The organism is Streptomyces sedi (assembly GCF_006335015.1).
Lineage (GTDB): Bacteria > Actinomycetota > Actinomycetes > Streptomycetales > Streptomycetaceae > Streptomyces > Streptomyces sedi.
This window is the reverse complement of record NZ_VDGT01000013.1, coordinates 118077-141744: the sequence shown is the minus strand read 5'-3', so window position 1 is coordinate 141744 and position 23668 is coordinate 118077. Positions and strand designations below refer to the sequence as shown.

The following is a 23668-nucleotide window of genomic DNA, read 5'->3' as shown; positions in this document are numbered from 1 at the left end:
CCAGCGACTCTAAGCCCCGCGCGGCGGTTTTCCCTTCACTTCGTTGTTACACGTACGGCGCTGACGTGCTACGCGCGTAACCGCTAGGGTGCGGCTGAATCCCGCCCCCACCATCGCGGATCCGTCGCGAACGATCGCCGAGAGGGACGTCGTCAGCCATGCAGCTACGCCACAGGTACAGACTGGCCGGGAGCGCGCTCGCGGTCGCCGCCGCCGGCGCGTTGGCGCTCACCGCGCCCGGCGCGCACGCCGACTCCGAGGAGCGCGGCGGCGGACCGCACCACGGGGGTGGGCCCACCGTCGATCTCCAGGTGCTCGCCCTCAACGACCTGCACGGCGCACTGGAGCCGCCCACCGGCTCCGACGGCGAGCTGCTGCACGAGCACGAGGACGGCACCACCGAGACCATCGAGGCGGGGGGCGTCGAGTATCTGGCCGGCGCGCTGGACGAGGCGCGGGAGGGCGAGCACCGTTCCGTCACCGTGGCGGCCGGCGACCTGGTCGGCGCGACCCCGCTGCTCTCCGGCCTCTTCCACGACGAGCCGACGATCGAGGCGCTCAACGGTCTCGGCATGGATGTCGCCGGGGTCGGGAACCACGAGTTCGACGAGGGCTTCGCGGAGTTGACGCGCCTCCAGGAGGGCGGCTGCCACCCGGAGGACGGTTGCTACGCGGACGACCGTGAGTTCGCTGGCTCCGACTTCCCCTACCTCGCGGCCAACGTCGTCGACGAGGACACCGGCGAGCCGGTGATGGCTCCCTACGCGGTGCAGAACCTCAAGGGCGTCAAGGTCGGCTTCATCGGCGTGACGCTGGAGGGCACCGCCGACATCGTCACCCGGGAGGGCATCGAGGGCCTGGAGTTCCTCGACGAGGTCGAGACGATCAACCACTACACCGAGGTGCTGGAGCGCCAGGGTGTGAACGCGGTGATCGCGCTGGTCCACGAGGGCGGCTACCCGGCCGCCGAGGCGTACAACGCCGAGTGCGACGTCGACGGCGGCGACCTGTCCGGCCCGATCGTGGAGATCGCCGAACGGACGGACGCCGGCGTCGACGCGCTGATCACCGGCCACACCCACCAGCCCTATGTCTGCGCCGTCCCCGACCCGGAGGGCAACGACCGGCTGGTGACCTCCGCCGCCTCCAACGGGCGGCTCTTCACCGAGCTGTCGATGTCCTACGACCGCCGCTCGGGCGACATCGTGCGCACCTCGGTCACCGGCAGCAACGTGGCGGTCGACCGGGAACGTGAGCCGGTCAGCGAGATGACCGAACTGCTCGACTTCTGGCGCGAGTTGGCCGACCCGATCGCCAACGAGCCGATCGGCTGGATCTCGGCCGACATCCCCGGCCGCGGCGCGGGCACCCCCGAGTTCCCCGCCGGCGACCTGATCGCCGACGCGCAGCTCGCGCACGCGCTGAGCCTCGACGAGTCGACCGACCTGGCCCTGATGAACCCGGGCGGCGTGCGCGCCGACCTCACCTACGCGGCCTCGGGCGACGAGGGCGACGGCGTCGTCACCTACGGCGAGGGCTTCACGGTGCAGCCGTTCGCCAACACGGTCAACCTGCTCGACCTCACCGGCGAGCAGCTGCTGACCGTGCTGACCGAGCAGGTCTCCGGGGAGAACGAGGCGTCGCCGAAGATCCTCCAGCCCTCCGACGGCTTCTCCTACACGCTGGACCTCACCGCCTCGGGCGCGGACCGGATCGTCGCCGACTCGGTGACGGTGAACGGTGAGCCGCTGGACCCGTCGGCCACCTACCGGGTCGCGGTCAACTCGTTCCTCGCGGGCGGCGGCGACGGGCTCCCGACGCTGGCCGAGGGGACGAACCCGCTGGTAGGCGAGGACGACATGGCCGCCCTCGCGGACTATCTGACCGCCAACTCCTCGGCCGAGGCCCCGCTCGACCCGCCGGCCGCCGACCGGATCACCGTCGTGGAGTGACACGCGTCCAAGACCCCCGGGGTGCGGCCGGCGACACCAGCCGACCGCACCCCGCAGCGTGAGCGCTGCGCTGAGCCGCGCCGGACCCCAGGGGCGCGGGGGACTGCGCGAATGCTGGGTGGCGGCCTGAGGACGACAACGATGCGGTACCTGACGGGTGGGTTGTCGGGTGCGGCTCGGCGCTGGGCTGGCCGCGCAGTTCCCCGCGCCCCTTCCACCCCGGTGGGCGGCTTGGGCCCGCGAGGGTCAGCTCACATGACGGCGCGCGCCGGGGACCGCGGAGTACCACCCACGCCTCAGCGCCACGCCAGCGGCGCACCAGCCACGCGACGGGGAACGTCACCGCGCCTCAGCGGCGCGTCAGCGCCGCGTCAGCGGCGGATCAGCCCCAGGTCGGTCGCGGTCGCGACGGCCGCCGTGCGTGAGTCGACGCCGAGCTTGGCGTAGACGCGGGCGAGGTGGGACTTCACCGTTCCCTCCGTGAGATGCAGCCGCCGCGCGACCGCCTGGTTGGAGAGCCCGTCGGCGACCAGCCCGAGCACCTCGGTCTCGCGCCGGGTCAGTGCCGTTCCCGGTGCGCGCAGTCGGTGCAGCAGACGGTCGGCGACCGTCGCCGCCAGCGCGGTGCGGCCCGCCGCGGCCGTGCGGACGGCGGCGGCCAGCTCCTCCGGCGGGGCGTCCTTCAGCAGATAGCCGGTGGCGCCCGCCTCGATGGCCGGCAACGTGTCGGCGTCCGAGTCGTAGGTGGTGACGACCACGACGCGCGGGGCGCCCTCCCGCGCGGTGATCAGCGCGGTGGCCTCCGCGCCGCCCATGCCGGCGCCGAACCTGAGGTCCATCAGGACCACGTCGATGTCCCCCCTCGCGGCGCGGGCCACCGCCTCCTCGGCCGTGGCGGCCTCGGCGGCGACCTCGATGCCCTCCTCGGTCTCCAGAACGGCGCGCAGCCCGGCCCTGACCACCGGGTGGTCGTCGGCGAGCAGCAGGCGGACGGGCGCGTGTTCGGTCACGGGCGGGCCTCGTTCCCGGTGGCGGGGTCGGTGGCGGGGCCGGTGTCGGGGCCGGTGTCGGGGGAACCGGCCAGCGGCACCCGGGCGGCGACGGCCGTGCCCCGGCCCGGTGCGGACTCCACGGTGAGCGTGCCGCCGAGCGCCCGCACGCGGGCGCGCATCGCGGCCAGCCCGAAGCCGCCGTTGTCGGGGTCCGGCGCGGGCAGCCCCGCCGGGTCGAAGCCGCGCCCGTCGTCGACGATGTCGAGCGTGACGCGGTCGTCGAGATAGCCGAGCGTGATCTCGACGCCGGCGGCCTCGGCGTGCAGAACGGTGTTGGCCAGCGCCGACTGCGCGATCCGCAGCAGCGCCGCCTCGTGCCCGGTCGCGAGCGGCACCGGCGTGCCGGCGCGGTGGAAGCGCGCGGCGAGCCGGTGTCGGTCGGCGGTGGTGGCGCAGAGGCGTTCCAGGGCGTCGGCCAGCGTGGTGCCCTCCAACGCCGGCGGGGCGAGGGCGGCGACGAAGCTGCGGGCCTCGGCGAGGTTGTCGACGGCGGCCCGCCGCGCCCGGTCGATGTGGCCGGCCGCCTGCTCGGGCGCGTCCGGCAGGGCGCGTTCGGCGGCGCGCAGCAGCAGCTGGACGCTGGCCAGGCCCTGCGCGAGGGTGTCGTGGATCTCGCGGGCCAGCCGGTCCCGCTCGGCGAGCACGCCCGCCGTGTGCTGGGCGGCGGCCAGGTCGGCGCGGGTCGCGGTCAGCTCCTCGATCAGCCGGCGGCGGGCCTCGCTCTCCCGGTAAAGGGCCTCGTACCCCCACACCACCGCGACCGCGACGGCCGCGCCGAGGGCCGGGCCGACGGCCATGGCCAGGCCGAACTCCCGCTGGTGGGCGGCGAAGCCGACGACGGCGGCCAGCGCGGTGCCGGCCACGGCGGCGAGCCCGAAGCGGCGGGACAGCAGATGGAGCTGGAGGAAGTACAGCGGGAACGCCGACCACGCGGCGTCGGGCGTGAGCGCCAGCAGCGCGAGCCAGCCGAGCCCGACACCCGCCAACCACCACCCCGCGGCCGACGGCGAACGGCGCGGCGCCAGCAGCGCGGGCCCCGCCGCGTACGCCAGGGCGCACGCCGCCGCGACCGCGACGGTGGCGCCGGCGTGCGGCCGGCCGTCGGCGACGGCCCGCGCGGCGGCGAGCGCGAGCAGGCCGACGACCAGCAGGTGCAGTGACCAGTCGAGGGCCGGGGGCGTGGGCGTGCGGGAGGGGTTCACGGCGCTTTCGAGGCTTTCACGATGCCTTCGAGGCTACGGAGGCCGACGCCCCCGCGCCTCCATCGAACGATGGAACCCGCGCGCCGCCCTTCGGCCCGCGAAGTGCCCTCCCCCGCCAGAAGCGCGGAAGGCGGCCCGGCGGCGACGGTGGAACGGCACACCAACCGCCACGAGAACCACCACGGAGAGGAGGGCCGGTCGTGTTCGTCGCCTGGAGGGACCTCAGGTTCGCCAAGGGCCGCTTCGCCCTCACGGGAACCGTCATCCTGCTGGTCGCCCTGCTCGTCGGCCTGCTGTCCGGGCTGACGGAGGGCCTGGCCCAGCGGAACGTCTCGGCGATCGCGGGGCTGCCGGCCGACCGGATCGCGTTCCGTTCACCCGACGCCGGCCAGGACCTGTCGTTCGCCGACTCCGCCGTCACCGAGCGGCAGTGGCGGCTGTGGTCCGAGGCGCCCGGCGTCGAGAGCGCCGAACCGTTGGGGATCGCCACCACCCGCGCCAGCGCCGGGGAGCGCGGCGCGGGGGTCTCGGTGCTCGGCGTCGCGCCGGGGTCCCGGCTGGTTCCGGCGGGCGACGCCTTCGGCGGCGGTTCGGCGGTGCTCTCACGTGCCGCGGCCGAGGAGCTGGGCGTCAGCGCCGGCGACCCGTTCACGCTGGCCGGCCGGGAGCTGCGGGTGGCCGACGTGCGGGGCGACGCGTTCCACAACCACACGCCCGTCGTCTGGACCGGCCTCGACGACTGGCGGGCCGTCGCCCCGCCGTCCGGCGAGGCCACGGAGCCGGCCGGCACCGTGCTCGCGTTGACCACCACCGCCGGCGCCGACATCGCGGCCACCGACCGGAGGGCCGGCACCACGACCGTCCGCACCGGCGACTCGCTCACCGCGATCGGCTCCTACGCGGCGGAGAACGGTTCGCTGCGGCTGATGCGCGGCTTCCTCTTCGCCATCTCCGCGCTGGTCGTCGGCGCGTTCTTCACCGTCTGGACCGTCCAGCGGGCCGGCGACGTCGCCGTCCTGAAGGCGCTGGGGGCCTCCACCGCCCGGCTGCTCGCGGACGCCGTCGGGCAGGCGCTCGTGCTGCTGGCCGGCGGCACCCTCCTCGGCACGGCGCTGGCCGCAGCCGTGGGGGCGCTCCTCGGCTCGACGGTGCCGTTCGTCCTGACGCCCGCCATCCTCGTCGGCCCGGCCGCGGTGCTGATCGCGCTCGGCACGCTGGGGGCGGCGCTGGCGATCCGCCGCATCACCGCGGTCGACCCGCTGACCGCCCTGGGGAGCGTCCGATGAGCCTCGAACTGAACGACGTCACCCTCACCTACCCCGACGGCGACACGCGGCTGACCGCGCTGGACCGGGTCGACCTCAGCGTGCCGGGAGGCTGCCTGACCGCCGTCGTCGGCCCCTCGGGTTCGGGGAAGTCCAGCCTGCTCGCGGTCGCCGCCACGCTGATCACCCCCGACACCGGGACCGTGACGGTCGACGGCGTCCGCACCACGGGGATGGGGCGCGGCGCCCTCACCGAGCTGCGCGGGCGGCGGATCGGGATCGCCTTCCAGCACCCCCACCTGCTGCCGTCGCTCACCGCCGTCGAACAGCTCCAGGTCATGGCCGGGCTCGGTGGCCGCGCGGCGCGCGGGGCACGCGGCCGGGCCATGGAGCTGCTGGACGCCGTCGGCCTCGCCGACCTCGCCGGCCGCCGCCCGCACCGGCTCTCCGGCGGCCAGCGCCAGCGCGTCAACCTCGCCCGCGCCCTGACGAACGACCCCGCGGTGCTGCTCGTGGACGAGCCGACGAGCGCGCTGGACCACGAACGGGGCGCCGCCGTCGTCGAGTTGATCGCCCGCCTCACCCGTGAACGCGGCACGGCGACCGTGCTGGTCACCCACGACCGCGCGCACCTCCCGGCGGCCGACCGGGTGGTCGAGTTCGCCGGGTGAGGGCCGCCGACCCGGCGGCGGCCCGCCGTCTCACTCCCGCCCTGCGACGTCCAGCATCGGGGTGTAGGTCTCCTGCTCGCCGGAGACCCAGGTCAGGCGCAGGTCGTCGCCCTGGAGCAGCGCGTGCGCGCTGCGTTCCGTGAAGACCCGCCCGCCGTTGCGCTCGCAGCTCTCCAGCTGGATCAGGCCGTTGACGACGGTGCCCTCGCAGGTGTCGCCCTCGCCGCTCTGGCTCTCGGTGAAGTAGACCTGGTCGTCGTTGATCGTGAGGATCGAGTCGTTCTCGTCCTCGCCGGTGAGCCACACCCCGTCCAGCTCGCCGGCGGCGGCCGGGCGGGCCGGCTCGTCCGTGGGGCCGCCGCCCCCCTTGTCCCACGGCAGGCAGGACGTGAGGCAGGCGCAGCACGCCGCCGTCGTCACGGCCCCCCCGAACCACCGAACTCCGAGTCTTCGTGCTCGCACCGCGGCACCTCCGCTCGCCGAAACGGTCAGCGGCAGGCTAGCGACGGCATCACTCGGGCAAACCAGGAAACAGTGAAATCGAGGTGACCAAAAGCCCCCTCCCGGACGTCCAGCGCCCGGAGAAGTTCTGGATCTTCGCACCCTCCACCACCGGGCCCGGCACCAGCAGCTCGGCCTCGAAGGTGCGGGCCTCCGGGTCGATGACCAGCCGGGCCTCCTCGAAGTCCAGCCACTTGCCGGTCAGCGGGAACCACACCTTGTAGACGCTCTCCTTGGCGCTGAACAGCAGCCGCTCCCAGGAGACCCCGGGGTGGGAGGCGTCCAGCCGGGCCAGCATCTCGCGTTCCTCGGGCAGCGCGATCAGCCGCAGCACGTCGCGGTCGCGCAGCGGCTCGTTCGGCTCCGCGTCGATGCCGACGCCGACGACCTCGCCGACGCGGGCGACGGCCGCCGCCCGGTAGCCGCGGCAGTGCGTCATGCTGCCGAGATAGCCGTCGGGCCAGCCGGGCGCGCCCCGTTCGCCGGGCAGCAGCGGCACGGCCGGGCCGCCGAGCGCGGCCAGCGCCTGCCGCGCGCAGTGGCGCACGGTGGTGAACTCCCGGCGCCTGCCGTCGACCGCGCGCGCTATCACGCGCTCCTCCTCCGGAAAGAGCGCCGGCGGCTCCTCCGGGTCGCCGAACGACTCGACGACGGCGAGCGGCGGCGGCAACAACTCCTCGATCACCGTGCGGCCCCCACTCCCGGCATGATCGGCACCAGACGCCCGGGCTCGGCGGCGCGCGGCTTCCACTCCCTGGGGTACCCCAGGGACACCTCCTGGTGCGGAACGCCCGCGTGCCGGATCAGCCGGGGAATGTGCAGATGCCCGTAGACGACGCAGGCCGCGCGGTAGCGGACCGGCCACTCCTCGGTGCGCTCGGTGCCGCACCACAGCGCGAACTCGGGGTAACGCAGCACCCGTGTCGGCTCGCGGACCAGCGGATAGTGGTTGACCAGAACGGTCGGCAGCCCCTCGGGCAGCTCGTTCGCCAGCCGCTCCTCCGTGTACGCGAGGCGCGCCGCGCACCAGCTCTCGGAGTTCGGGTGCGGGTCCGGCGTGATCATGTACTCGTCGGTGCAGATCACGCCCGCGGCCTCGGCGACCGCCATCGCCTGCTCCTTGGTGCGGGTGCCGGCGGGCCGGAACGAGTAGTCGTAGTGCAGGAACAGCGGCACGATCACGGCCGGCCCGCCCTCCCCCTCCCACACCGGGTAGGGGTCCTCGGGCGTGAGCACGCCGAGCCGGCGACAGAGCGCCACCAGATGCCGGTAGCGGGCCTCGCCGGTCAGCTGGACCGGGTCCTCCTTGGGGGTCCACAGCTCGTGGTTCCCCGGCGTCCAGATCACCCGGGCGAAGCGCTCGGCGAGCACCGTCAACGTCCACTCGATGTCCGCCATCACCTCGCCGATGTCGCCGGCGACCAGCAGCCAGTCGTCGTCGGACTCGGGCGTCAACCGCTCCACGATCGCCCGGTTCTCCGGGTACCGAACGTGGAGGTCACTGATGGCGACCAGGCGTCCCATCGGCAACTCCCCCTCCTCAGCGCACGGTTGTCCACGCTACCCGATGGCGGCCCGGAGCGGCCGGGGCCGGCCGCGCACCGGATTAGCATGGCTTCCATGGCCACCGAGAGCGCGCCACCACGGATCGCGAGGGAACTCACCATCGGCCAGCTCGCCGAACGCAGCGGGGTGGCGACGTCCGCGCTGCGCTTCTACGAGACGCAGGGGCTGATCAGCAGCCGCCGCACCTCGGGCAACCAACGCCGCTACCACCGCGAGATGCTGCGCCGGGTCGCGTTCATCCGGGTCTCCCAGAACGTGGGGATGCCGTTGCAGGCGATCCGCGAGGCGCTGACGCGGCTCCCGGAGGAACGCACGCCGACCCCCGCGGACTGGGCGGAGGTCTCCGCCTCCTGGCGGGCCGACCTGGACGCCAGGATCCGCCAGCTGGTACGGCTGCGGGACGACCTCACGGAGTGCATCGGGTGCGGCTGTCTGTCGCTGGAGAGCTGCATGCTGGCCAACCCGTACGACATCTGCGCCCGCGAGGGCAGCGGCCCCCGCCGCCTCCTCGAAGACGGCACTCCGTCGGATTGCGCCTCCGGCGCCGACAACCCACCTGGCCGGTGCGAACCATAGTCGCGTGCGGCCCGCCACCCAGCATTCGCGCAGTTCCCCGCGCCCCCAGGCAGGCCGTCACCAGCCGAAGGTGAACCCGCACCTGACCGACCACGCCCACCACAACCAAGGGGCGCGGGGAACTGCGCGAGCAACCCACCACCGGGCTCACGCCGACAACCCACCCAGCCACGAAGCTCCGTAGTCGACCAACCCCCGCCACCCAGCATTCGCGCAGTTCCCCGCGCCCCCAAGCCGCCCACCGGCCCAACAGGGGCGCGGGGAACTGCGCGAGCAACCACACACCGAGCCGCAGGACGACAACCCACCCAAGCCACCCGCGTGCGTCGTCGGCTGCGCCCCGCCGGCGCTAGGCGTCCGTGCCGGGGCAGCCACAGGACGCGCGCAACCGCAGCGTCACCGGAAACTGGCGCAACCGCTCCGGCGGCGTGCCGCCCTGGTGGTCACCTATCGCGAGATCCACCGCGGCCCGCGCCATCGCCACCCGGTCGGAGCCGACCGTGGTCAGCGGCGGGTCCGTGAGCCACGCCTCCTTCACGTCGTCGAAGCCCGCGACCGCCAACTCCCCCGGCACGTCGATCCGCAGCTCACGCGCCGCGCGCAGCACGCCGATCGCCTGGTCGTCCGTCGCGCAGACCAGCGCCGGCGGGCGGTCGGGGCCGGCGAGCAGGTCGAGGGCGATGCGGTAGGCGTCGTAGCGGTTGTAGGGGGCCTTGAAGAGCCGGCCCTCCGTGGAGAGCCCGGCGACCTCCATCGCCCGCCGCCAGCCCGTGACATGGTCCGTGACCGGGTCGCCCAGCTCGGGCGTCGAGTCGACGCCGCCGAGACAGGCGACATACGGGTGGCCGTGTCCCAGCAGGTGGTGGACGAGCCGCTCGGCGCCGCCGATGTCGTCCAGGACGACGGCCACGTCGTCGATCGCCTCCGGCCTGCGGTGCAGCAGCACCACGCGGGCGTCCCAGGCGTCGATCTCGGTGGCGGCGTGCTCGCTCGGGCCCTGGCTGATCAGGATCAGCCCGGAGACCCGCATCCCGAGGAACGCCCGCAGGTAGTGCACCTCGCGCTCGTCCAGGTAGTCCGAGTTCCCCACCAGGACCATCTTCCCGCGCTCGGCGGCGGCCTGCTCGACCGCGTGTGCCATCTCGGCGAAGAACGGCTGTCTCGCGTCGGGCACGATCAGCCCGATCAGGTCCGTGCGTTGGGAGGCCATCGCCTGGGCGACCCGGTCGGGGCGGTACCCCAACTCCTTGATCGCGGCGAGGACCCGCTCCCTGGTGCCCGCGGCCACCGGGCGCGGACCGTTGTTGATGACATAGCTGACGACGGCGGTGGAGGTCCCCGCCAGTCGCGCCACATCGTCCCGCGTCACCTTGGCCACGGGGGAAGTCTACGCGCGCAACCGCCCCTTGGGATACGGATCATCACGTTCCGCCGTCACCCGACCCCGGTCGCTCCGCCGCCACCCCGTCGGTTACTCCGGGGTACGGCGCGAGCACCGTGCGGGGAGGTTCAGTCGCGACGCGCGGCGGCTTCCTTCACGACCTGCTCGGCCTCGCGGGTGACCGCGCGGGCCTGCTCCCTCTCCGCCGCCTTCTCCTTCTCGGGGACGACGAAGCGGTAGCCGACGTTGCGCACGGTGCCGATCAGCGACTCGTGCTCGGGGCCGAGCTTGGCGCGCAGCCGCCGCACGTGGACGTCCACGGTGCGGGTGCCGCCGAAGTAGTCGTAGCCCCAGACCTCCTGGAGCAGCTGGGCGCGGGTGAAGACCCGACCCGGGTGCTGCGCCAGGTACTTGAGCAGCTCGAACTCCTTGAAGGTGAGGTCGAGCACCCGGCCCTTGAGCTTGGCGCTGTAGGTCGCCTCGTCGACGGAGAGGTCGCCGTTGCGGATCTCCGCGGGGCTGTCGTCGGCGGTCAGCTGCTGGCGGCCGGTGGCCAGCCGCAGCCTGGCCTCGACCTCGGCGGGGCCCGCCGTGTCGAGGAGCACGTCGTCGACGCCCCAGTCAGCGGTGACGGCGGCGAGGCCGCCCTCGGTGACGATGAGCATCAGCGGGCAGCCGGGGCCCGTGGAGCGGAGCAGCTGGCAGAGGGAACGCACCTGCGGGAGGTCCCTGCGGCCGTCGACGAGGATCACGTCGGAGTTGGGGGCGTCCACCAGCGCGGGGCCCTCGGCGGGGGCGACCCGCACGTTGTGCAGGAGGAGTTCGAGCGCGGGGAGTACCTGGGAGGACGGCTGGAGCGCGTTGGTCAGGAGTAGCAGCGAACTCATCTCGAAGGCTTTCCTTCCTCAGTCCTGGCGCGGGACGGTCGAGCGGCTGGGCCCTGAAAGCGCGAAAGGACCCGTATCGGCGTCTTCGCCCGGGTCCCTCTGATCCAGCAGCATAGCCGAAGCGGTGACCGGCGCGCAGGGGCGTGTATCACACTGGTCTCCCCGAGGGTCTCCTTCGGTTTCCCGCGCGTTTCACCGGCGTTACGTCGTTCACGCCGGGGAGTGAAGGGGGGCGCCGGTGGGCCGGAGGCGTGCGCCGGGCGCGGCAGGGGCCATCATGGGGCGGCACCACAAACTCCCGGTCGGCACACTCCCGGCCGGTGGGCGGAGAGCGGAGAAGATGGCGAGCGGCACGATCCGGTACTGGGCGGCGGCCAAGGCAGCCGCCGGCACGGCGGAGGAACCCTATGACGCGGCCGACCTGGCCGAGGCGCTCGCGGCGGCGCAGCGGCGGCACGCCGACAGCGCCGAGTTCGACCGGGTGCTGGCGCGCTGCGCCTTCCTGGTGGACGGCGCGCAGGTCGGCCGGCGGGAGCACGCCTCGGTCGCGTTGACGGAGGGGGGCACCGTCGAGGTGCTGCCGCCGTTCGCCGGGGGTGCGCGATGAGCGGTCCGCACGCGGAGGACGGCCAGGCCGGGAGGGCGAGTGTGAACGCGAGGACCGCGCCGGGGACGGACGCCGAGGCGTCGGCCGGCCAGGGGGCGACGAGGGCGCGGCATCGGGCCCGTTCCCCGATCATCAGCCCGGGGTGGCAGCCGGCGCTGCTGACCGCCGTGCTGGCGGGGCTGCTGGCGGCGGGCGCGTCCTTCGGGCAGTGGGCGGCGCTGCCGGCTGTGGTGCTGCTCCAGGCGGTGACGGCTGCTGGCTGGTTCCGGCTCAACGGGATGTGGCCGGCCAGGCAGGGCATCGTGCTGGCGTTCGCCGGCGGGCTGGCGGCGGACGCGGCGGTGCTGGTGGTGGACGAGGACGACGTGCCGGGGGCGCTGCTCGGCGTGCTGGGCGTGTGGTTCCTGCTGGTGATCGTGCTCCAGCTGCGCCACCGCGGTTCGTCCGACGAGCGGCTGGACTCGTTGACCGCGACCTCGGCCTCGACGCTGCTGACGGTGGTGGCGGGCGCGCTGCTGGCCGCCGTCGAGGTGTCGGGCACGGCGGTCGCGGTGGCGGCCGGCGGGGTGGCGGCGGCGACGGTGGTGCGGGCGCTGCCCGGGCCGGCGGCTCTGACGTCGCCGCTGGCGCTGGCGGCCGGCTTCGGCGTCGGGCTGTGGGCCAGCGGCCAGGACATCGGCACGCCGGCGCTCGCGCTGGGCGCGGCCGGCGGGGCGTGCGCCCTGCTCGGGCTGCGGGTCGCCTCCTACGACTTCCCGTCGAGGTTCGTCCACTTCACGGCCGGGGTGGCGCTGCCGCTGACGGCGGTGGCACCGGCGGTCTATCCGCTGGCCGTAGCCCTCCTCTGAGCCGGCCGCCGGCCCGCCGGCGCCCCCGGGGACAGGCCGTCGTGTGCCTGTCGTGTCCCTGCCGAAGCGTGTAACGGGCGTGCTGCAAGGAACGGGCACCCCTGCCTGGTAAGGGTGCTACGGGTTAGGCTCGCGCTGCTTTTCGGACACGTCTTCTCCTGGGGGTTCGCCACCCGATGCGCGCACTGCGAATAAGCCTGATCGTGGTCGTGGTCCTGGCCGTACTGGCCACGATCGCCGACCGGGTCGCGCTCTACGTGACCCAGAACGAGGTGGCCTCCCGCGTCCAGGACCGACTCGGCCTGGAGAACGAGCCGAGCGTGTCGATCAAGGGCATCCCGTTCCTCACCCAGGTCCTCGACAGCGAGCTGGGCCACGTGGACCTGGGCGTGAAGTCGTACATCGCCACGGTCGACGAGCAGGAGGTGAGCATCCAGAACCTGGACGTCGAACTGAACGACGTCGAGCTCACCGGCGGCTTCACCGAGGCGACGGCGGCGACCGCGCACGGCGAGGGAATCATCAGCTACACCGAACTAACCCGCGCCTACGGCGAGTTGCTGGCGTTGAGCGGCAACGGCTTCGGCGTGGAGTTCGAGTACGCCGGCGACGGGCGGCTGCTGCTGGTGCTCCAGGCCAGCGCGCTCGGCCAGACCCTGGACGTCGGCGAGGTGACCGGCGAGGTCAACCTGGAGGACGACAAGGTCTCCCTCACGGTCGACGAGGACGAGCTGCCCGACCTCCCGGGCGAGGACGTGCGCCGGACGGCGCAGGAGCAGATCAACCAGGAACGGACCATCGCCGGCCTGCCCGAGGGGCTCTCCCTGACCGACCTGGAGCCCACGGAGGAGGGGCTGAGGGTCGTCGTGGACGGGGAGAACATGCGCGTCAGCGGGTAACGCTGGGCGCTGGCCCGCGGGCGACGACGCGCCTGTCGGGTTCCGCGCCGCTGTCGACTGCGGGCCGGTGGCCGGTTGCCCGCGCAGTTCCCCGCGCCCCTGGTGGTCCCCGGCGCGCGCCGTCAGCCGCGCCCGACAACCCACCCGTCAGGTACCGCGCCGTTGTCGAGCGCGGGCCGGTGGCCAGCATGCGCGCGGTTCTCCGCGCCCCCGAACAGGTCGCCCAATGGGCGTCCGCATGGCAGACGCTGTCGTCTCAGAATGCGGAACGCCGGTGACACGGCGCGGGGACGCTCCGTACGATCACGGACATGATGCGGCAGGCGACGGGCACCCCCGCCGGGGGGCTCACCAAGCGGCGCGCGGTGGATCTCTGCCGCGTTTCGGCCATGCTCTGTCGTCGCCTCGGCTGATCCCACGCCCCCTTCCCCGCCGCGTCCGCGCACACGCTCACCCGTGCGCCCCGCGCCCGTCCACGCGCGCGTGCGCCCCTGCGGCAGCCCCTTTCCGCCTCATTTCGCTCAAGGAGAACCGCATGAGCCGCAGTGACGTCCTGGTGGACGCCGACTGGGTCCAGGCCCACCTCGACGACGCGAAGGTCGTGCTCGTGGAAGTCGACGAGGACACCTCGGCCTACGAGAAGAACCACATCAAGAACGCGATCCGGATCGACTGGAAGCAGGAGCTCCAGGACCCGGTCCGCCGCGACTTCGTCGACCAGGACGGCTTCGAGAAGCTGCTCTCCGCCAAGGGCATCGCCAACGACGACACGGTGGTCCTCTACGGCGGGAACAACAACTGGTTCGCCGCCTACGCCTACTGGTACTTCAAGCTCTACGGCCACGCGGACGTCCGCCTGCTGGACGGCGGTCGCAAGAAGTGGGAGCTGGACTCCCGCGACCTGGTCGCCGAGGTGCCGACCCGCGCCGCCACCGAGTACCGGGCGCAGGCGCAGGACACCTCGATCCGCGCGTTCCGCGACGAGGTCGTCGCCGCCATCGGCGAGCAGAACCTGGTCGACGTGCGCTCCCCCGACGAGTTCAGCGGCAAGCTGCTCGCCCCGGCGCACCTGCCGCAGGAGCAGTCCCAGGTCGGCGGGCACATCCCGAGCGCCCGCAACGTTCCCTGGTCCAAGTCGGCCAACGACGACGGCACCTTCCGCTCCGACGACGAGCTGAAGGAGCTGTACCAGGGCGAGGGCGTGGACCTGGCCAAGGACACCATCGCCTACTGCCGCATCGGTGAGCGCTCCGCGCACACCTGGTTCGTGCTGCACGAGCTTCTCGGCCAGCCCAACGTGAAGAACTACGACGGCTCCTGGACCGAGTACGGCTCGCTCGTCGGCGTCCCGGTGGAGACCGGCCCGGCCAAGTAACCGGCCAGGGCAAGCGACCCGGCGACGCCGTGAGCGGCGACGTCCGGCAGGGAACCTGAGGAAGAAGGGGAAGACATGTGCGGAGCGAAGGCCGGCGGCCCGGACGCCAGCGGCGTCACGGCGGGTGAGACCACCATCCAGGGGTCGGTGACCAGGGACGGCGAGCCGGTCACCGGGTATGTCCGCCTGCTGGACGCCACCGGGGAGTTCACCGCCGAGGTACCGACCTCGGCGACGGGCCAGTTCCGGTTCTACGCGGCCGAGGGCAGCTGGACCGTCCGGGCCCTGGTGCCCGGCGGCACCGCCGACCGCAGCGTCGTCGCCCAGCGGGGCGGCCTGACGGAGGTCAGCATCGCCGTCTGAGCCGCGTGCGGGCCGCCCCGGGCGGCCTCCACAAGCGGAACGACCACGTCCGGACGTATCCGGACACGCGGAGGCCGCGCCCCTCTCTCGGGCGCGGCCTCTTCGTCTCCCCGTTGAATGTTGCCCCGTGCTCGGTCGCCGGCGTTCCTTGTCCTGCGGCTCGGGCCGGTCAGTAGACCAGGGCCCGTACGCCTTCGGGCATGATCTCGCTCACGAAGACCTGTGCTCCGGCAATGCGTACCCCCTCCATCACGTCGTCCTCCGTGATTCCCCTGCGCGCCGCGCACTGCGTGCACAGGGTCACGCGGCCACCGGCCTGGACGGTCTCGATCAACTCAGGCAGCGGAGCCGCGTGCGGCAACTGGAACTCCGCGGCCCGGTCGGGCAACGCGAACCAGGCCGACTCCCCGGTCAGCCAGAGCGAGACCTCCACCCCGCTGGCCGCGGCCACCGCGGCCACCGTGAACGCCTGCGAGCAACGCTCGGGGGCGTCCGCCCCCGCCGTCACCTTCACCACCAGCTTCTGAGCCATGGGACCACCGTAGCCGGGCGGGTCCGGAGGCTAGCGAGTCGTGCCGCAGGTAGCGCAGACCCAGTCTCCCTGCGGACCCTGATACATGGTCCCGCCACAATTTGGACAACTCATGATCACATCCTTTCCACGCGCTTAGACGCGAGAATGGCCAAACACGTTCAGTCGCGGTGATCACAAAACGGTCAAGGCGTCCTCTGGCGCGTGTGCCACACCGTGTGCCTCAGGCGGCCCACCTCCCGAAGCTGCCCAGGAGTGTGGCCACTAGACTCGGCCGGGAACGTTCTTCACATCCGGCGCCGAGCGCAAGGAGCTTCCCGTGCTTGAGGCATTCTTCATCACCCTGATGGTCCTGGTGGCCGTCGGCACCACCGCGTTCACCGGGCTGGTCGTGGTGAAGCTCTACCAGGGGCAGCGCTGACCATGATCGAGATTCCCTCCGACCTCGACCCCTCGCTGGTCCCGCTCGCCTTCCTCCTCGGCACCTGGCAGGGTGCCGGCGTCGTCGACTTCCCGGGCGAGGAGGCGAGCAACTTCGGGCAGGAGGTCACCTTCAGCCATGACGGCCGGGACTTCCTGGAGTACACCGCGCGCTCCTGGCGGCTCGACGAGACCGGGGCGCGCAAGGCACCCCTGGAGATCGAGCACGGCTTCTGGCGGATCGACACCGAGCGCCAGATCGAGGCGGTGCTGGTCCGCGACCAGGGCGTCGTCGAGGTCTGGTACGGCGAACTGGCCGACGGCAAGCCCCAGATCGACCTGGCCACGGACGCCATCGCCCGCACCCAGGCCAGCCCGCCCTACACCGGCGGCAAGCGGCTCTACGGGTATGTCGACAGCGACCTGATGTGGGTCGGCGAGAAGGCCACCCCCGAGGTGCCGCTGCGCCCCTACATGTCGGCCCAGTTGAAGAAGACGGTCAACCCACGGGAGTGGATCGGCGACCTGAAGGACCTCCCGGACGACGGGATCGCCTTCTTCAAGTGAGCCGACGCGGGGTCCCCTTCGGGGACTCGGCGGGTCCCGCCGGCCTCAGGGCGTGCGCAGCGCGCCACCGTCCACCGGGACCGTGGTGCCGGTGACATAGCCCGCGGCCGGCGACAGCAGGAACGCGGCGACCCGGCCGAACTCGGCCGGCTCCCCGTAGCGGCCCAACGGGATCGCCTCCCTGGTGCGGCGCCTCGCCTCCGGGTCGGCGGCGGCGTCCAGCTCCCGGGTGCGGTCCGTGGCGATCCGCCCCGGCATCAGGCCCAGCACCCGCACCCCGCGCGGCCCGAACTCATCGGACATGTCCTTGGCGGCCATGGCCAGCCCGGGACGCAGCCCGTTGGAGATGCCGAGGCCGTCGATCGGCGAACGGGCCGAGCTGGAGAGCACCAGGCCCAACGCCCCGCCCTCCCCCTCGGCCAGCGCGCCGGCGAAGGTGCGCGCCGCCCGCACGGCTCCCAGAAAGACGCTCTCGAACGCGGCCCGCCACTGCTCGTCGGTGGCGGAGGCGGCCGTCGCCCGCGGCGGGCCGCCGACGGAGAGCAGCGCCCCGTCGAACCGGCCGAACCGCTCGCCGGCCAGCGCCAGCAGCCGCTCGGGGGTCTCCGGCGCGGCGAGGTCGGCGACCAGCCCGGCGGCGTTCCCCTCCCCCAGCTCCGCCACGGCCGTGGCCACGGCCTCCTCGCCGCGGGAGGACACCACCACGCGGGCGCCCTCGGCGACCAGCGCCTCGGCGGTCGCCCGGCCCAACCCCCTGGTGCCGCCGGTCACCACGTAGACGCGCTCGGTCAGTCCCAGATCCATCGCACACCATCCCCTGTCGTCGCGGTCATCCGTTCGTGGCGCACCACTATGCCCTCCCCGGGCGGCGTTCCTTACGGCGGTTTGACGTCGGCGGGAGCAGGATGGGTCATGCCTCCTCGCACGGACCCCGTCGTTCCCCTCGCACGGGGTCCGTGCCTCCCCCTCGCGGGCGCCGCGCACCCGCTCTCCCCTTCTACACTGGGCCACGTGGTGAGCACCGACTGGCAGGACGACCTCCGCAGCCGCGGCTACCGGCTGACGCCCCAGCGTCAGCTGGTGCTGGAGGCCGTCGACAAGCTGGACCACTCCACGCCCGAGGACATCCTGGCCGAGGTCCGCAGGACCGCCGGCGGGGTCAACATCTCGACGGTCTACCGGACGCTGGAGCTGCTGGAGGAGCTGGGCCTCGTCTCCCACGCGCACATCGGGCACGGCGCCCCCACGTATCACCTGGCGGAGCGCCACGACCACCTGCACCTGATGTGCCGGGACTGCGAGCGGGTGATCGAGGCCGAGCTGGAGCTGGCCGAGCCGTTCGCGGACGCGCTGCGCGAGCGGTTCGGGTTCGAGACGGACCTCCGCCACTTCGCGATCTTCGGCCGCTGCGGTCGCTGCGCTGGCGCCGCGGACGACGACCCACCCGGCCACGAAGCTCCGTAGTCGTCTGGCCCCGCCGCCCACCGGCAGCGCAGGGGCGCGGGGAACTGCGCGAGCAACCCACCACCGGGCCGCAGGACGACCACCCACCTTGCCGGTGCGGACCGTGGTCGCGTGCGGCCCGCCACACATGCACCGCGCAGTTCCCCGCGCCCCCAGGCAGGCCGCCACCTGCCGAAGGCGAAGCCCGCACCGAACCCACCACGCCAGCCCACACCAGGGGCGCGGGGAACTGCGCGAGCAACCCAACACCGGGCTCACGCCGACAACCCACCTTGCCGGTGCGGACCGTGGTCGCGTGCGGCCCGCCACACATGCACCGCGCAGTTCCCCGCGCCCCCAAGCAGGCCGGCACCGGCCACAGGTGAACCCGCACCCAACCCACCACGCCCACCACAACCAGGGGCGCGGGGAACTGCGCGAGCAACCCAACACCGGGCCGCAGGACGACCACCCACCCGGACCGGCAAGGTCAGTAGTCGACCAACCCCCGCCACACATGCACCGCGCAGTTCCCCGCGCCCCCAAGCAGGCCGCCACCTGCCGAAAGCGAAACCCGCACCCAACCCACCACGCCCACGGCAGTGCAGGGGCGCGGGGAACTGCGCGAGCAACCCAACACCGGGCTCACGCCGACAACCCACCCCGGCCGGAGGCCACGTACGCTGGGGGCATGTCGTCGCACGCCAGTCCCCTGTTGGAGCTGCCCGGCGCCGTCGCCGCGCGGGAGCCGGATCTGGGGGTCGCCGCCCACTACGGCGATCTCTTCCGTGAACAGCGCGCCCTCGCGAAAGGCGAGGGGCTGGTCGACCTCTCGCACCGCGAGGTGCTCTCGGTCACCGGGCCCGACCGGCTGAGCTGGCTGCATCTGCTGCTCACCCAGCACGTGGAGGGTCTCGCGCCGGGGCAGGCGACGGAGGCGTTGATCCTCTCCGCCAAGGGCCACATCGAGCACGTGCTCTATCTCGTCGACGACGGCGAGACGACCTGGGCGCACACGGAGCCGGGCGCGGCAGCCGCGCTGCTCGCGTACCTGGAGAGCATGAAGTTCTTCTACCGGGTGGAAGTCACCGACCGGACGGCCGAGTTCGCGGTGGTGCATCTGCCGGCGGGTTCGATCGCGGAGGCGCCCGCAGGGGCGCCGGTGCGGGAGACGCCGTACGGGCGGGACGTGTTCCTGCCGCGCGGCGAGCTGCCCGCGTTCGCCGGGGCGAACGGCCCCGCGATCGGGGTGCTGGCGTACGAGGCGCTGCGGGTGGAGGGGCACCGGCCGCGGCTGGGGCTTGAGACGGATCACCGGACCATCCCGCACGAGCTGGGGTGGCTGGACACGGCGGTCCATCTACACAAGGGCTGCTACCGGGGTCAGGAGACCGTGGCACGGGTGGAGAATCTGGGCCGGCCGCCGAGGCGGTTGGTCTTCCTGCATCTGGACGGCAGCGAGGTGACGCTGCCGGAGCCGGGCGCGCCGGTGCGGCTGGCGGCGGACGGCCCCGAGGGGCGGGAGCTGGGGCGGATCACCACCTCGGCGCGCCACCACGAGCTGGGCCCGATCGCGCTCGCCGTGATCAAGCGGAACGTGCCGGGCGATGCCCCGCTGCTGGCCGACGCGACGCCGGCGGCCCAGGAGCCGGTCGTCGCCCCCTGAGGGCAGCGCGGCCCGGCGGGGGGCCGGCCGTTCAGAGTTCCAGCAGCACGGTGAACGGGCCGTCGTTGGTCAGCCCGACCCGCATCTGGGCGCCGAACCGCCCGGTGGCGACGGTCGCGCCGAGCGCGCGCAGCGCGTCGGCGACGGCGTCGACCAGGGGTTCGGCGACCTCGCCTGGGGCGGCCTTGGCCCAGGTCGGGCGGCGGCCCTTGCGGGCGTCACCGTAGAGGGTGAACTGCGAGATCAGCAGCAGCGGGGCGCCGGCGTCGGAGCAGGAGCGTTCGCCTTCCAGGACGCGCAGCGACCACAGCTTGCGGGCCAGCCGCACCGCGGTCTCCGGGGTGTCCGCGTGGGTCACCCCGACCAGGACGCACAGGCCCTCTCCCTCGATCTCGCCGACCGTCTCGCCGTCCACCGTCACCGAGGCGCCGTCCACGCGCTGTACCACCGCTCGCATGGGGACATCATGCAACAACGCGCCGAGCGGCCGTTTTCGGCGGTGGCGGAACGTTTCGGCATCGAACGGACAGCGCCGGATGGGTGCCAACACGCTGCACGCGGTGGGTACACAGTGACACGATGCGTGCAGGGGGTACGTACCGCACCAGTACCGCACCACGGCACCGAAATGGGGACGAGGGGACAATTGCGCATGATCACACCGGGACCTGGCTCACAGCCCGTCACCGTACCGAGCGCGAGGGCGCCACACCGGGAGCCGGGCGAGGGGCTGGTGCGCCCGGGAGAGGTGACCGCCGGGGGGCTCGCGGAGCTGAGCCTCGCGCAGCTCCGCGAGCTGCGCAGCGCGGCCCGGCGCGAGGAGGCCGATCTCAGCTTCGTGCGGCGGCTGTTGCAGGGGCGGATCGACATCCTCCAGGCGGAGGCGAGACGCCGGGGCGGGCAGGACGCGGGGCTGCTGGACCAGCTGCCGCACATCCTGGCCGACGGGCCCTCGCGGCACCGTTCGTCCGCCCGGCACGTCACGCTGGCCACCCCGGCGAGCGAGCGTTACCGGCGGCTGGCGGAGGAGGTGCTGTCCGAGGTGGCGCTGTCGGACCTGAGCGGGTTGGACGACGCGGAGCTGACGACGGCGCTGGCGAGGCTGGCGCAGTACGAGGAGCGGGTCTCCCGGCGCCGGCAGGAGCTGCACCGGACGGCGGACGGCTGCGGGGCCGAGGTGGCCCGCAGGTACCGTGAGGGCGAGGCGCAGGTCGACGACCTGCTGTGTTGAACGTCTCACCCCCGCGTGATCCCCCCTGAGAGGACCCTTACGATGACCGTCGCCCCCGGCACCTTCCACGCTCCCACGGGCCCCGGCTCCCCGGTGCTGGCCGAGGTCGTCAGGTCGGGTGTGGTGGAGAGTCGCCACCGCGGGTCGCTGGTGGTGCTGGACGCGGAGGGGCGGACGGAGTGGGCGCTGGGCGAGGTCGCCGAGCCCTTCTTCCCGCGTTCGAGCAACAAGCCGATGCAGGCCGCCGCCGTGCTGCGGGCCGGGGTGGCGCTGGAGGGCGAGCGGTTGGCGCTGGCGGCGGCGAGCCATGTCGGGGCTGAGGTCCACCGGATGCTGGCCGCACGGATGCTGGCCGAGCACGGGCTCGACGAGGGGGCGCTGGCCTGCCCCGAGGCGACGCCCGACTTCGGCGCCGCCCAGGGCCCGCGGAGCCGGCTGGCGATGAACTGCTCGGGCAAGCACGCGTCCTGGCTGGCTGCGAGCGTGGTCAACGGCTGGCCGGTCGAGGGCTATCTGGACGCGGCGCATCCGGTGCAGCGGTTGGCGCGGGAGACGATCGTGGCGTACGCGGGCGAGCCGGAGACCGCGGTCGGGGTGGACGGCTGCGGGGCGCCGCTGTCGGCGCTGTCGCTGACCGGGTTGGCGAGGGCGTTCCGCGCGGCGGTGACGGCGCCGGCGGACGATCCGCTGCGGCGGGTGGCGGACGCGATGCGGGCGCACCCGGAGTACGTGGGCGGCGAGGGGCGGCTGGACACGGTGCTGATGCGGGCCGTTCCCGGGGCGCTGGCCAAGGGCGGCGCGGAGGGGGTGCAGGCGGTGGCGCTGCCGGACGGGCGGGCGTGCGCCTTCAAGGTGGAGGACGGTTCGGCGCGGGCGGGGGCGGCGTTGGTGTCCCGGGTGCTGGCGGTGTGGGGGGTCGACGCCTCGGGGCTGCCGGGGTCGCCGGTGCTGGGTGGTGGGGAGCCGGTGGGTGAGGTGCGGGCCGCGTTCTGAGGCGGGCCGGTCGTCTTCGGCCTTCCGGGGTGGCTGTTGCCCGCCGTCGATCCGGCCGAGATTAAACCGTTGGCCGCGACGTGAAAGCGCTGCTTAGGGTCGCCCGCATGGCCGAGCTTGAGTTGCGCGATGTCGCCGGGGACCGGGACGCCTCCGGCGCGTGGGTGCGCGCTGTCTTCGCGGGGTTCCTCGATCGGGGAGCCGATGTGTCCCAGGAGGAGATCGACGTCCGCCTCGCGCGGCAGTCGATGAGCCGGGCGCGGGGGTTCTTCGAGAAGGACCGCTGCGTGGCGACGTTCAACAGCTTCGACCAGCGGTTGACCACGGTCGGTGGCGCCGAGTTGGCGGCCAACGCGGTCTCCGCGGTGACGGTGACCGGCACGCATCGGCGCCGTGGCCTGCTGACGCGGCTGATGGAGGCCGACCTGCGGAACGCGAAGGAGCGCGGCGACGCGGTGGCCTCGCTGATCGCGGCCGAGTACCGGATCTACGGACGGTACGGCTTCGGTCCGGCGACCTCGTTCGTCAACTGGCGGGTGCTGACCCGTCGCGCGGCGCTGGATCCGCGCTGGTCACCGGCGGACGTGGACGGCGAGCTGGCGATGGTGGAGGACTCCGAGGCCCGGGAGGTGCTGCCGGAGCTGCACCGCCGTTTCCGGGCGCGGACGCCGGGCGCGGTGGAGCGGGGCGACTTCTACTGGGACCGGATCACCGGCGCGGTCGAGACCTCCCCGCCGCGGACCAAGGGGTTGAACGCGGTCTATCGGGACGCGTCCGGGGTGGTCAGGGGCCTGGTGAGCTACACCGTGGAGAAGCGGTGGGAGCAGGGCCTGTCCGACGGGGTCGCGCGGGTGACGTTCCTCTACGCGGAGGACGACGTGGCGGAACGGGCGCTGTACCGGCTGCTGTTGTCGTTGGACTGGGTGAGCGTGGTGGACACGGGGGCGGCGCGGCCGGACTCGACGCTGCCGATGATGCTGGGGGACCGCAGGGCGGCGACGGTGGCGGAGGTCGCCGACTTCCTGTGGCTGCGGCCGTTGGACGTGCCGGCGATGCTGACCGCCAGGAGCTACGCGGCCGAGGGTGAGCTGGTGCTGGAGGTCGGGGACGCGATGGGGCTGGCCGGGGGGCGTTTCCTGCTGACGGCCGGCGAGGGCGGCGCGACCTGCGTGCCGACGACCAGGAGCGCGGACATCGGCCTGGATGTCGCGGCGTTGAGCCGGCTGTATCTGGGTGAGGAGTCGGCGGCGCTGCTGGCGGCCTGCGGGCTGTTGTCGGAGGAGACAAACGGGGCGGCGACCCGTGCGGACCTGCTCTTCCACACGGGGCGCCGCCCCTGGTGCCCTGACATCTTCTGATCCCGCCCCCGGGTTCCGGCCCCTGCGTAGCCGGGCCCCGGGATCATCCGGACGTCGCACGCCGCGTCGTTCGCCGAACCCCCCGCACCGGTCGGTCCGCTCCCCTTACAGGGAGCCGACCGCCAGCGTGACCAGCACAGTGGTTCCCACACACGCACAGGTGAAGTTCCGCTTCCGCAGACCCGTGCGCAGTATCAACAGTCCGATCAGTCCCGGCAGTCCGTACTGGACCTCCACCGCCTGCTCCGTCGCGATGCCGAAGGCAGCCACGATGATGGTGGAAACGAGCATGACCCCTCCTACATCACGTCAA

At 73.3% G+C, this 23668-nt stretch carries 27 protein-coding genes; 16 read left to right on the top strand and 11 right to left on the bottom strand.

Features of this window, described 5'->3' with window-relative positions:
• Positions 1-158: 158 nt before the first annotated feature.
• Positions 159-1952, top strand: coding sequence for a bifunctional metallophosphatase/5'-nucleotidase (locus tag FH715_RS18120; protein ID WP_139646573.1), 1794 nt, complete (start codon positions 159-161; stop codon positions 1950-1952).
• 371 nt (positions 1953-2323) lie between these two features.
• Here the strand turns inward: FH715_RS18120 and FH715_RS18115 are convergent, their stop codons facing one another.
• Both FH715_RS18115 and FH715_RS18110 read right to left on the bottom strand, forming a co-directional pair.
• Positions 2324-2962 carry a response regulator gene (locus FH715_RS18115; protein ID WP_139646571.1) on the bottom strand — a complete coding sequence of 213 codons (639 nt, stop codon included), beginning with the start codon at positions 2960-2962 and terminating at the stop codon, positions 2324-2326.
• On the bottom strand, positions 2959-4206 hold the full coding sequence (locus FH715_RS18110) for a sensor histidine kinase (protein ID WP_139646569.1): 1248 nt from the start codon (positions 4204-4206) through the stop codon (positions 2959-2961). Before FH715_RS18110 ends, FH715_RS18115 begins: the two co-directional genes overlap by 4 nt.
• Positions 4207-4406: 200 nt before the next feature.
• On the opposite strand from FH715_RS18110, the gene FH715_RS18105 reads away from it, so the two are divergent.
• The gene (locus FH715_RS18105) at positions 4407-5492 is read left to right on the top strand and encodes an ABC transporter permease (RefSeq protein WP_139646567.1); all 1086 of its coding nucleotides are present in this window, start codon (positions 4407-4409) and stop codon (positions 5490-5492) included.
• Positions 5489-6142 (top strand): ABC transporter ATP-binding protein, encoded by a 654-nt coding sequence (locus tag FH715_RS18100; RefSeq protein WP_139646565.1) that lies wholly within the window; start codon positions 5489-5491, stop codon positions 6140-6142. Before FH715_RS18105 ends, FH715_RS18100 begins: the two co-directional genes overlap by 4 nt.
• Before the next feature lie 30 nt (positions 6143-6172).
• On the opposite strand, the gene FH715_RS18095 is transcribed toward FH715_RS18100, so the two are convergent.
• The 3 genes from FH715_RS18095 to FH715_RS18085 all read right to left on the bottom strand — a co-directional run bounded on the left by FH715_RS18095 (position 6173) and on the right by FH715_RS18085 (position 8167).
• Complete coding sequence (locus FH715_RS18095; RefSeq protein WP_139646563.1) at positions 6173-6562, bottom strand: hypothetical protein; 390 nt, start codon at positions 6560-6562, stop codon at positions 6173-6175.
• Positions 6563-6653: 91 nt separating this feature from the next.
• The gene (locus tag FH715_RS18090) at positions 6654-7328 is read right to left on the bottom strand and encodes a 4'-phosphopantetheinyl transferase family protein (RefSeq protein ID WP_139646561.1); all 675 of its coding nucleotides are present in this window, start codon (positions 7326-7328) and stop codon (positions 6654-6656) included.
• On the bottom strand, positions 7325-8167 hold the full coding sequence (locus tag FH715_RS18085; RefSeq protein ID WP_139646695.1) for a metallophosphoesterase family protein: 843 nt from the start codon (positions 8165-8167) through the stop codon (positions 7325-7327). The genes FH715_RS18090 and FH715_RS18085 overlap by 4 nt, the downstream gene beginning before the upstream one ends.
• Before the next feature lie 96 nt (positions 8168-8263).
• Between FH715_RS18085 and soxR the strand changes: the two genes are divergently transcribed.
• The gene (gene soxR / locus FH715_RS18080; RefSeq protein ID WP_139646560.1) at positions 8264-8785 is read left to right on the top strand and encodes a redox-sensitive transcriptional activator SoxR; all 522 of its coding nucleotides are present in this window, start codon (positions 8264-8266) and stop codon (positions 8783-8785) included.
• A gap of 349 nt (positions 8786-9134) precedes the next feature.
• Here soxR and FH715_RS18075 read toward each other — a convergent pair whose 3' ends face one another.
• Together FH715_RS18075 and FH715_RS18070 are read right to left on the bottom strand one after the other, a co-directional pair.
• Positions 9135-10163 carry a LacI family DNA-binding transcriptional regulator gene (locus FH715_RS18075; protein WP_139646557.1) on the bottom strand — a complete coding sequence of 343 codons (1029 nt, stop codon included), beginning with the start codon at positions 10161-10163 and terminating at the stop codon, positions 9135-9137.
• Between the two features lie 131 nt (positions 10164-10294).
• Positions 10295-11053 carry a winged helix-turn-helix transcriptional regulator gene (locus FH715_RS18070; RefSeq protein ID WP_139646554.1) on the bottom strand — a complete coding sequence of 253 codons (759 nt, stop codon included), beginning with the start codon at positions 11051-11053 and terminating at the stop codon, positions 10295-10297.
• Between the two features lie 340 nt (positions 11054-11393).
• On the opposite strand from FH715_RS18070, the gene FH715_RS18065 reads away from it, so the two are divergent.
• The 6 genes from FH715_RS18065 (at position 11394) to FH715_RS18045 (ending at position 15145) form a co-directional block, all read left to right on the top strand.
• Positions 11394-11660: a MoaD/ThiS family protein gene (locus FH715_RS18065; protein ID WP_139646553.1), complete on the top strand. Its 267-nt coding sequence runs from the start codon at positions 11394-11396 to the stop codon at positions 11658-11660.
• Between the two features lie 41 nt (positions 11661-11701).
• Positions 11702-12508 carry a hypothetical protein gene (locus FH715_RS18060; protein ID WP_211367699.1) on the top strand — a complete coding sequence of 269 codons (807 nt, stop codon included), beginning with the start codon at positions 11702-11704 and terminating at the stop codon, positions 12506-12508.
• A 176-nt stretch (positions 12509-12684) separates the two neighbouring features.
• On the top strand, positions 12685-13407 hold the full coding sequence (locus FH715_RS18055; protein ID WP_139646552.1) for an LmeA family phospholipid-binding protein: 723 nt from the start codon (positions 12685-12687) through the stop codon (positions 13405-13407).
• A 311-nt stretch (positions 13408-13718) separates the two neighbouring features.
• On the top strand, positions 13719-13820 hold the full coding sequence (locus FH715_RS29560; RefSeq protein WP_425472741.1) for a putative leader peptide: 102 nt from the start codon (positions 13719-13721) through the stop codon (positions 13818-13820).
• Positions 13821-13942: 122 nt separating this feature from the next.
• Positions 13943-14782 (top strand): sulfurtransferase, encoded by an 840-nt coding sequence (locus tag FH715_RS18050; RefSeq protein WP_139646551.1) that lies wholly within the window; start codon positions 13943-13945, stop codon positions 14780-14782.
• A 75-nt stretch (positions 14783-14857) separates the two neighbouring features.
• A complete protein-coding gene (locus FH715_RS18045; RefSeq protein ID WP_139646549.1) occupies positions 14858-15145 on the top strand; it encodes a DUF1416 domain-containing protein in 288 nt (95 codons plus the stop codon).
• A gap of 169 nt (positions 15146-15314) precedes the next feature.
• On the opposite strand, the gene FH715_RS18040 is transcribed toward FH715_RS18045, so the two are convergent.
• Complete coding sequence (locus tag FH715_RS18040; protein ID WP_097233193.1) at positions 15315-15677, bottom strand: DsrE family protein; 363 nt, start codon at positions 15675-15677, stop codon at positions 15315-15317.
• Positions 15678-16100: 423 nt separating this feature from the next.
• Between FH715_RS18040 and FH715_RS18035 the strand changes: the two genes are divergently transcribed.
• Positions 16101-16664, top strand: a complete 564-nt coding sequence (locus FH715_RS18035) for a heme-binding beta-barrel domain-containing protein (RefSeq protein WP_139646547.1) — start codon at positions 16101-16103, stop codon at positions 16662-16664.
• A 45-nt stretch (positions 16665-16709) separates the two neighbouring features.
• On the opposite strand, the gene FH715_RS18030 is transcribed toward FH715_RS18035, so the two are convergent.
• Complete coding sequence (locus FH715_RS18030) at positions 16710-17468, bottom strand: SDR family oxidoreductase (protein ID WP_139646545.1); 759 nt, start codon at positions 17466-17468, stop codon at positions 16710-16712.
• A 207-nt stretch (positions 17469-17675) separates the two neighbouring features.
• On the opposite strand from FH715_RS18030, the gene FH715_RS18025 reads away from it, so the two are divergent.
• Both FH715_RS18025 and ygfZ read left to right on the top strand, forming a co-directional pair.
• Positions 17676-18128: a Fur family transcriptional regulator gene (locus FH715_RS18025; protein ID WP_139646543.1), complete on the top strand. Its 453-nt coding sequence runs from the start codon at positions 17676-17678 to the stop codon at positions 18126-18128.
• Positions 18129-18798: 670 nt separating this feature from the next.
• Entirely contained in the window at positions 18799-19773 is a 975-nt protein-coding gene (gene ygfZ, locus FH715_RS18020; protein WP_139646541.1) for a CAF17-like 4Fe-4S cluster assembly/insertion protein YgfZ, read from the top strand.
• Positions 19774-19804: 31 nt separating this feature from the next.
• On the opposite strand, the gene dtd is transcribed toward ygfZ, so the two are convergent.
• Complete coding sequence (gene dtd, locus FH715_RS18015; protein ID WP_139646539.1) at positions 19805-20230, bottom strand: D-aminoacyl-tRNA deacylase; 426 nt, start codon at positions 20228-20230, stop codon at positions 19805-19807.
• A gap of 195 nt (positions 20231-20425) precedes the next feature.
• On the opposite strand from dtd, the gene FH715_RS18010 reads away from it, so the two are divergent.
• The 3 genes from FH715_RS18010 (at position 20426) to FH715_RS18000 (ending at position 23355) form a co-directional block, all read left to right on the top strand.
• Positions 20426-21004, top strand: a complete 579-nt coding sequence (locus tag FH715_RS18010) for an RsiG family protein (RefSeq protein ID WP_425472739.1) — start codon at positions 20426-20428, stop codon at positions 21002-21004.
• A gap of 42 nt (positions 21005-21046) precedes the next feature.
• Positions 21047-21997, top strand: a complete 951-nt coding sequence (locus FH715_RS18005; protein WP_139646537.1) for an asparaginase — start codon at positions 21047-21049, stop codon at positions 21995-21997.
• A gap of 107 nt (positions 21998-22104) precedes the next feature.
• Complete coding sequence (locus tag FH715_RS18000) at positions 22105-23355, top strand: GNAT family N-acetyltransferase (protein WP_139646535.1); 1251 nt, start codon at positions 22105-22107, stop codon at positions 23353-23355.
• Between the two features lie 105 nt (positions 23356-23460).
• Here FH715_RS18000 and FH715_RS17995 read toward each other — a convergent pair whose 3' ends face one another.
• A complete protein-coding gene (locus FH715_RS17995; protein WP_097233202.1) occupies positions 23461-23646 on the bottom strand; it encodes a hypothetical protein in 186 nt (61 codons plus the stop codon).
• Between the last annotated feature and the right edge of the window lie 22 nt (positions 23647-23668).

Coding starts and splice junctions, on each gene's coding strand:
- FH715_RS18035 (WP_139646547.1), top strand. CDS start 16,101: ATGATCGAGATTCCCTCCGACCTCGACCCCTCGCTGGTCCCGCTCGCC.
- dtd (WP_139646539.1), bottom strand. CDS start 20,230: ATGCGAGCGGTGGTACAGCGCGTGGACGGCGCCTCGGTGACGGTGGAC.
- FH715_RS18000 (WP_139646535.1), top strand. CDS start 22,105: ATGGCCGAGCTTGAGTTGCGCGATGTCGCCGGGGACCGGGACGCCTCC.
- FH715_RS18050 (WP_139646551.1), top strand. CDS start 13,943: ATGAGCCGCAGTGACGTCCTGGTGGACGCCGACTGGGTCCAGGCCCAC.
- FH715_RS17995 (WP_097233202.1), bottom strand. CDS start 23,646: ATGCTCGTTTCCACCATCATCGTGGCTGCCTTCGGCATCGCGACGGAG.
- soxR (WP_139646560.1), top strand. CDS start 8,264: ATGGCCACCGAGAGCGCGCCACCACGGATCGCGAGGGAACTCACCATC.
- FH715_RS18065 (WP_139646553.1), top strand. CDS start 11,394: ATGGCGAGCGGCACGATCCGGTACTGGGCGGCGGCCAAGGCAGCCGCC.
- FH715_RS18070 (WP_139646554.1), bottom strand. CDS start 11,053: ATGAGTTCGCTGCTACTCCTGACCAACGCGCTCCAGCCGTCCTCCCAG.
- ygfZ (WP_139646541.1), top strand. CDS start 18,799: ATGTCGTCGCACGCCAGTCCCCTGTTGGAGCTGCCCGGCGCCGTCGCC.
- FH715_RS18085 (WP_139646695.1), bottom strand. CDS start 8,167: ATGGGACGCCTGGTCGCCATCAGTGACCTCCACGTTCGGTACCCGGAG.
- FH715_RS18010 (WP_425472739.1), top strand. CDS start 20,426: ATGATCACACCGGGACCTGGCTCACAGCCCGTCACCGTACCGAGCGCG.
- FH715_RS29560 (WP_425472741.1), top strand. CDS start 13,719: ATGATGCGGCAGGCGACGGGCACCCCCGCCGGGGGGCTCACCAAGCGG.
- FH715_RS18005 (WP_139646537.1), top strand. CDS start 21,047: ATGACCGTCGCCCCCGGCACCTTCCACGCTCCCACGGGCCCCGGCTCC.
- FH715_RS18045 (WP_139646549.1), top strand. CDS start 14,858: ATGTGCGGAGCGAAGGCCGGCGGCCCGGACGCCAGCGGCGTCACGGCG.
- FH715_RS18055 (WP_139646552.1), top strand. CDS start 12,685: ATGCGCGCACTGCGAATAAGCCTGATCGTGGTCGTGGTCCTGGCCGTA.
- FH715_RS18030 (WP_139646545.1), bottom strand. CDS start 17,468: ATGGATCTGGGACTGACCGAGCGCGTCTACGTGGTGACCGGCGGCACC.
- FH715_RS18040 (WP_097233193.1), bottom strand. CDS start 15,677: ATGGCTCAGAAGCTGGTGGTGAAGGTGACGGCGGGGGCGGACGCCCCC.
- FH715_RS18100 (WP_139646565.1), top strand. CDS start 5,489: ATGAGCCTCGAACTGAACGACGTCACCCTCACCTACCCCGACGGCGAC.
- FH715_RS18120 (WP_139646573.1), top strand. CDS start 159: ATGCAGCTACGCCACAGGTACAGACTGGCCGGGAGCGCGCTCGCGGTC.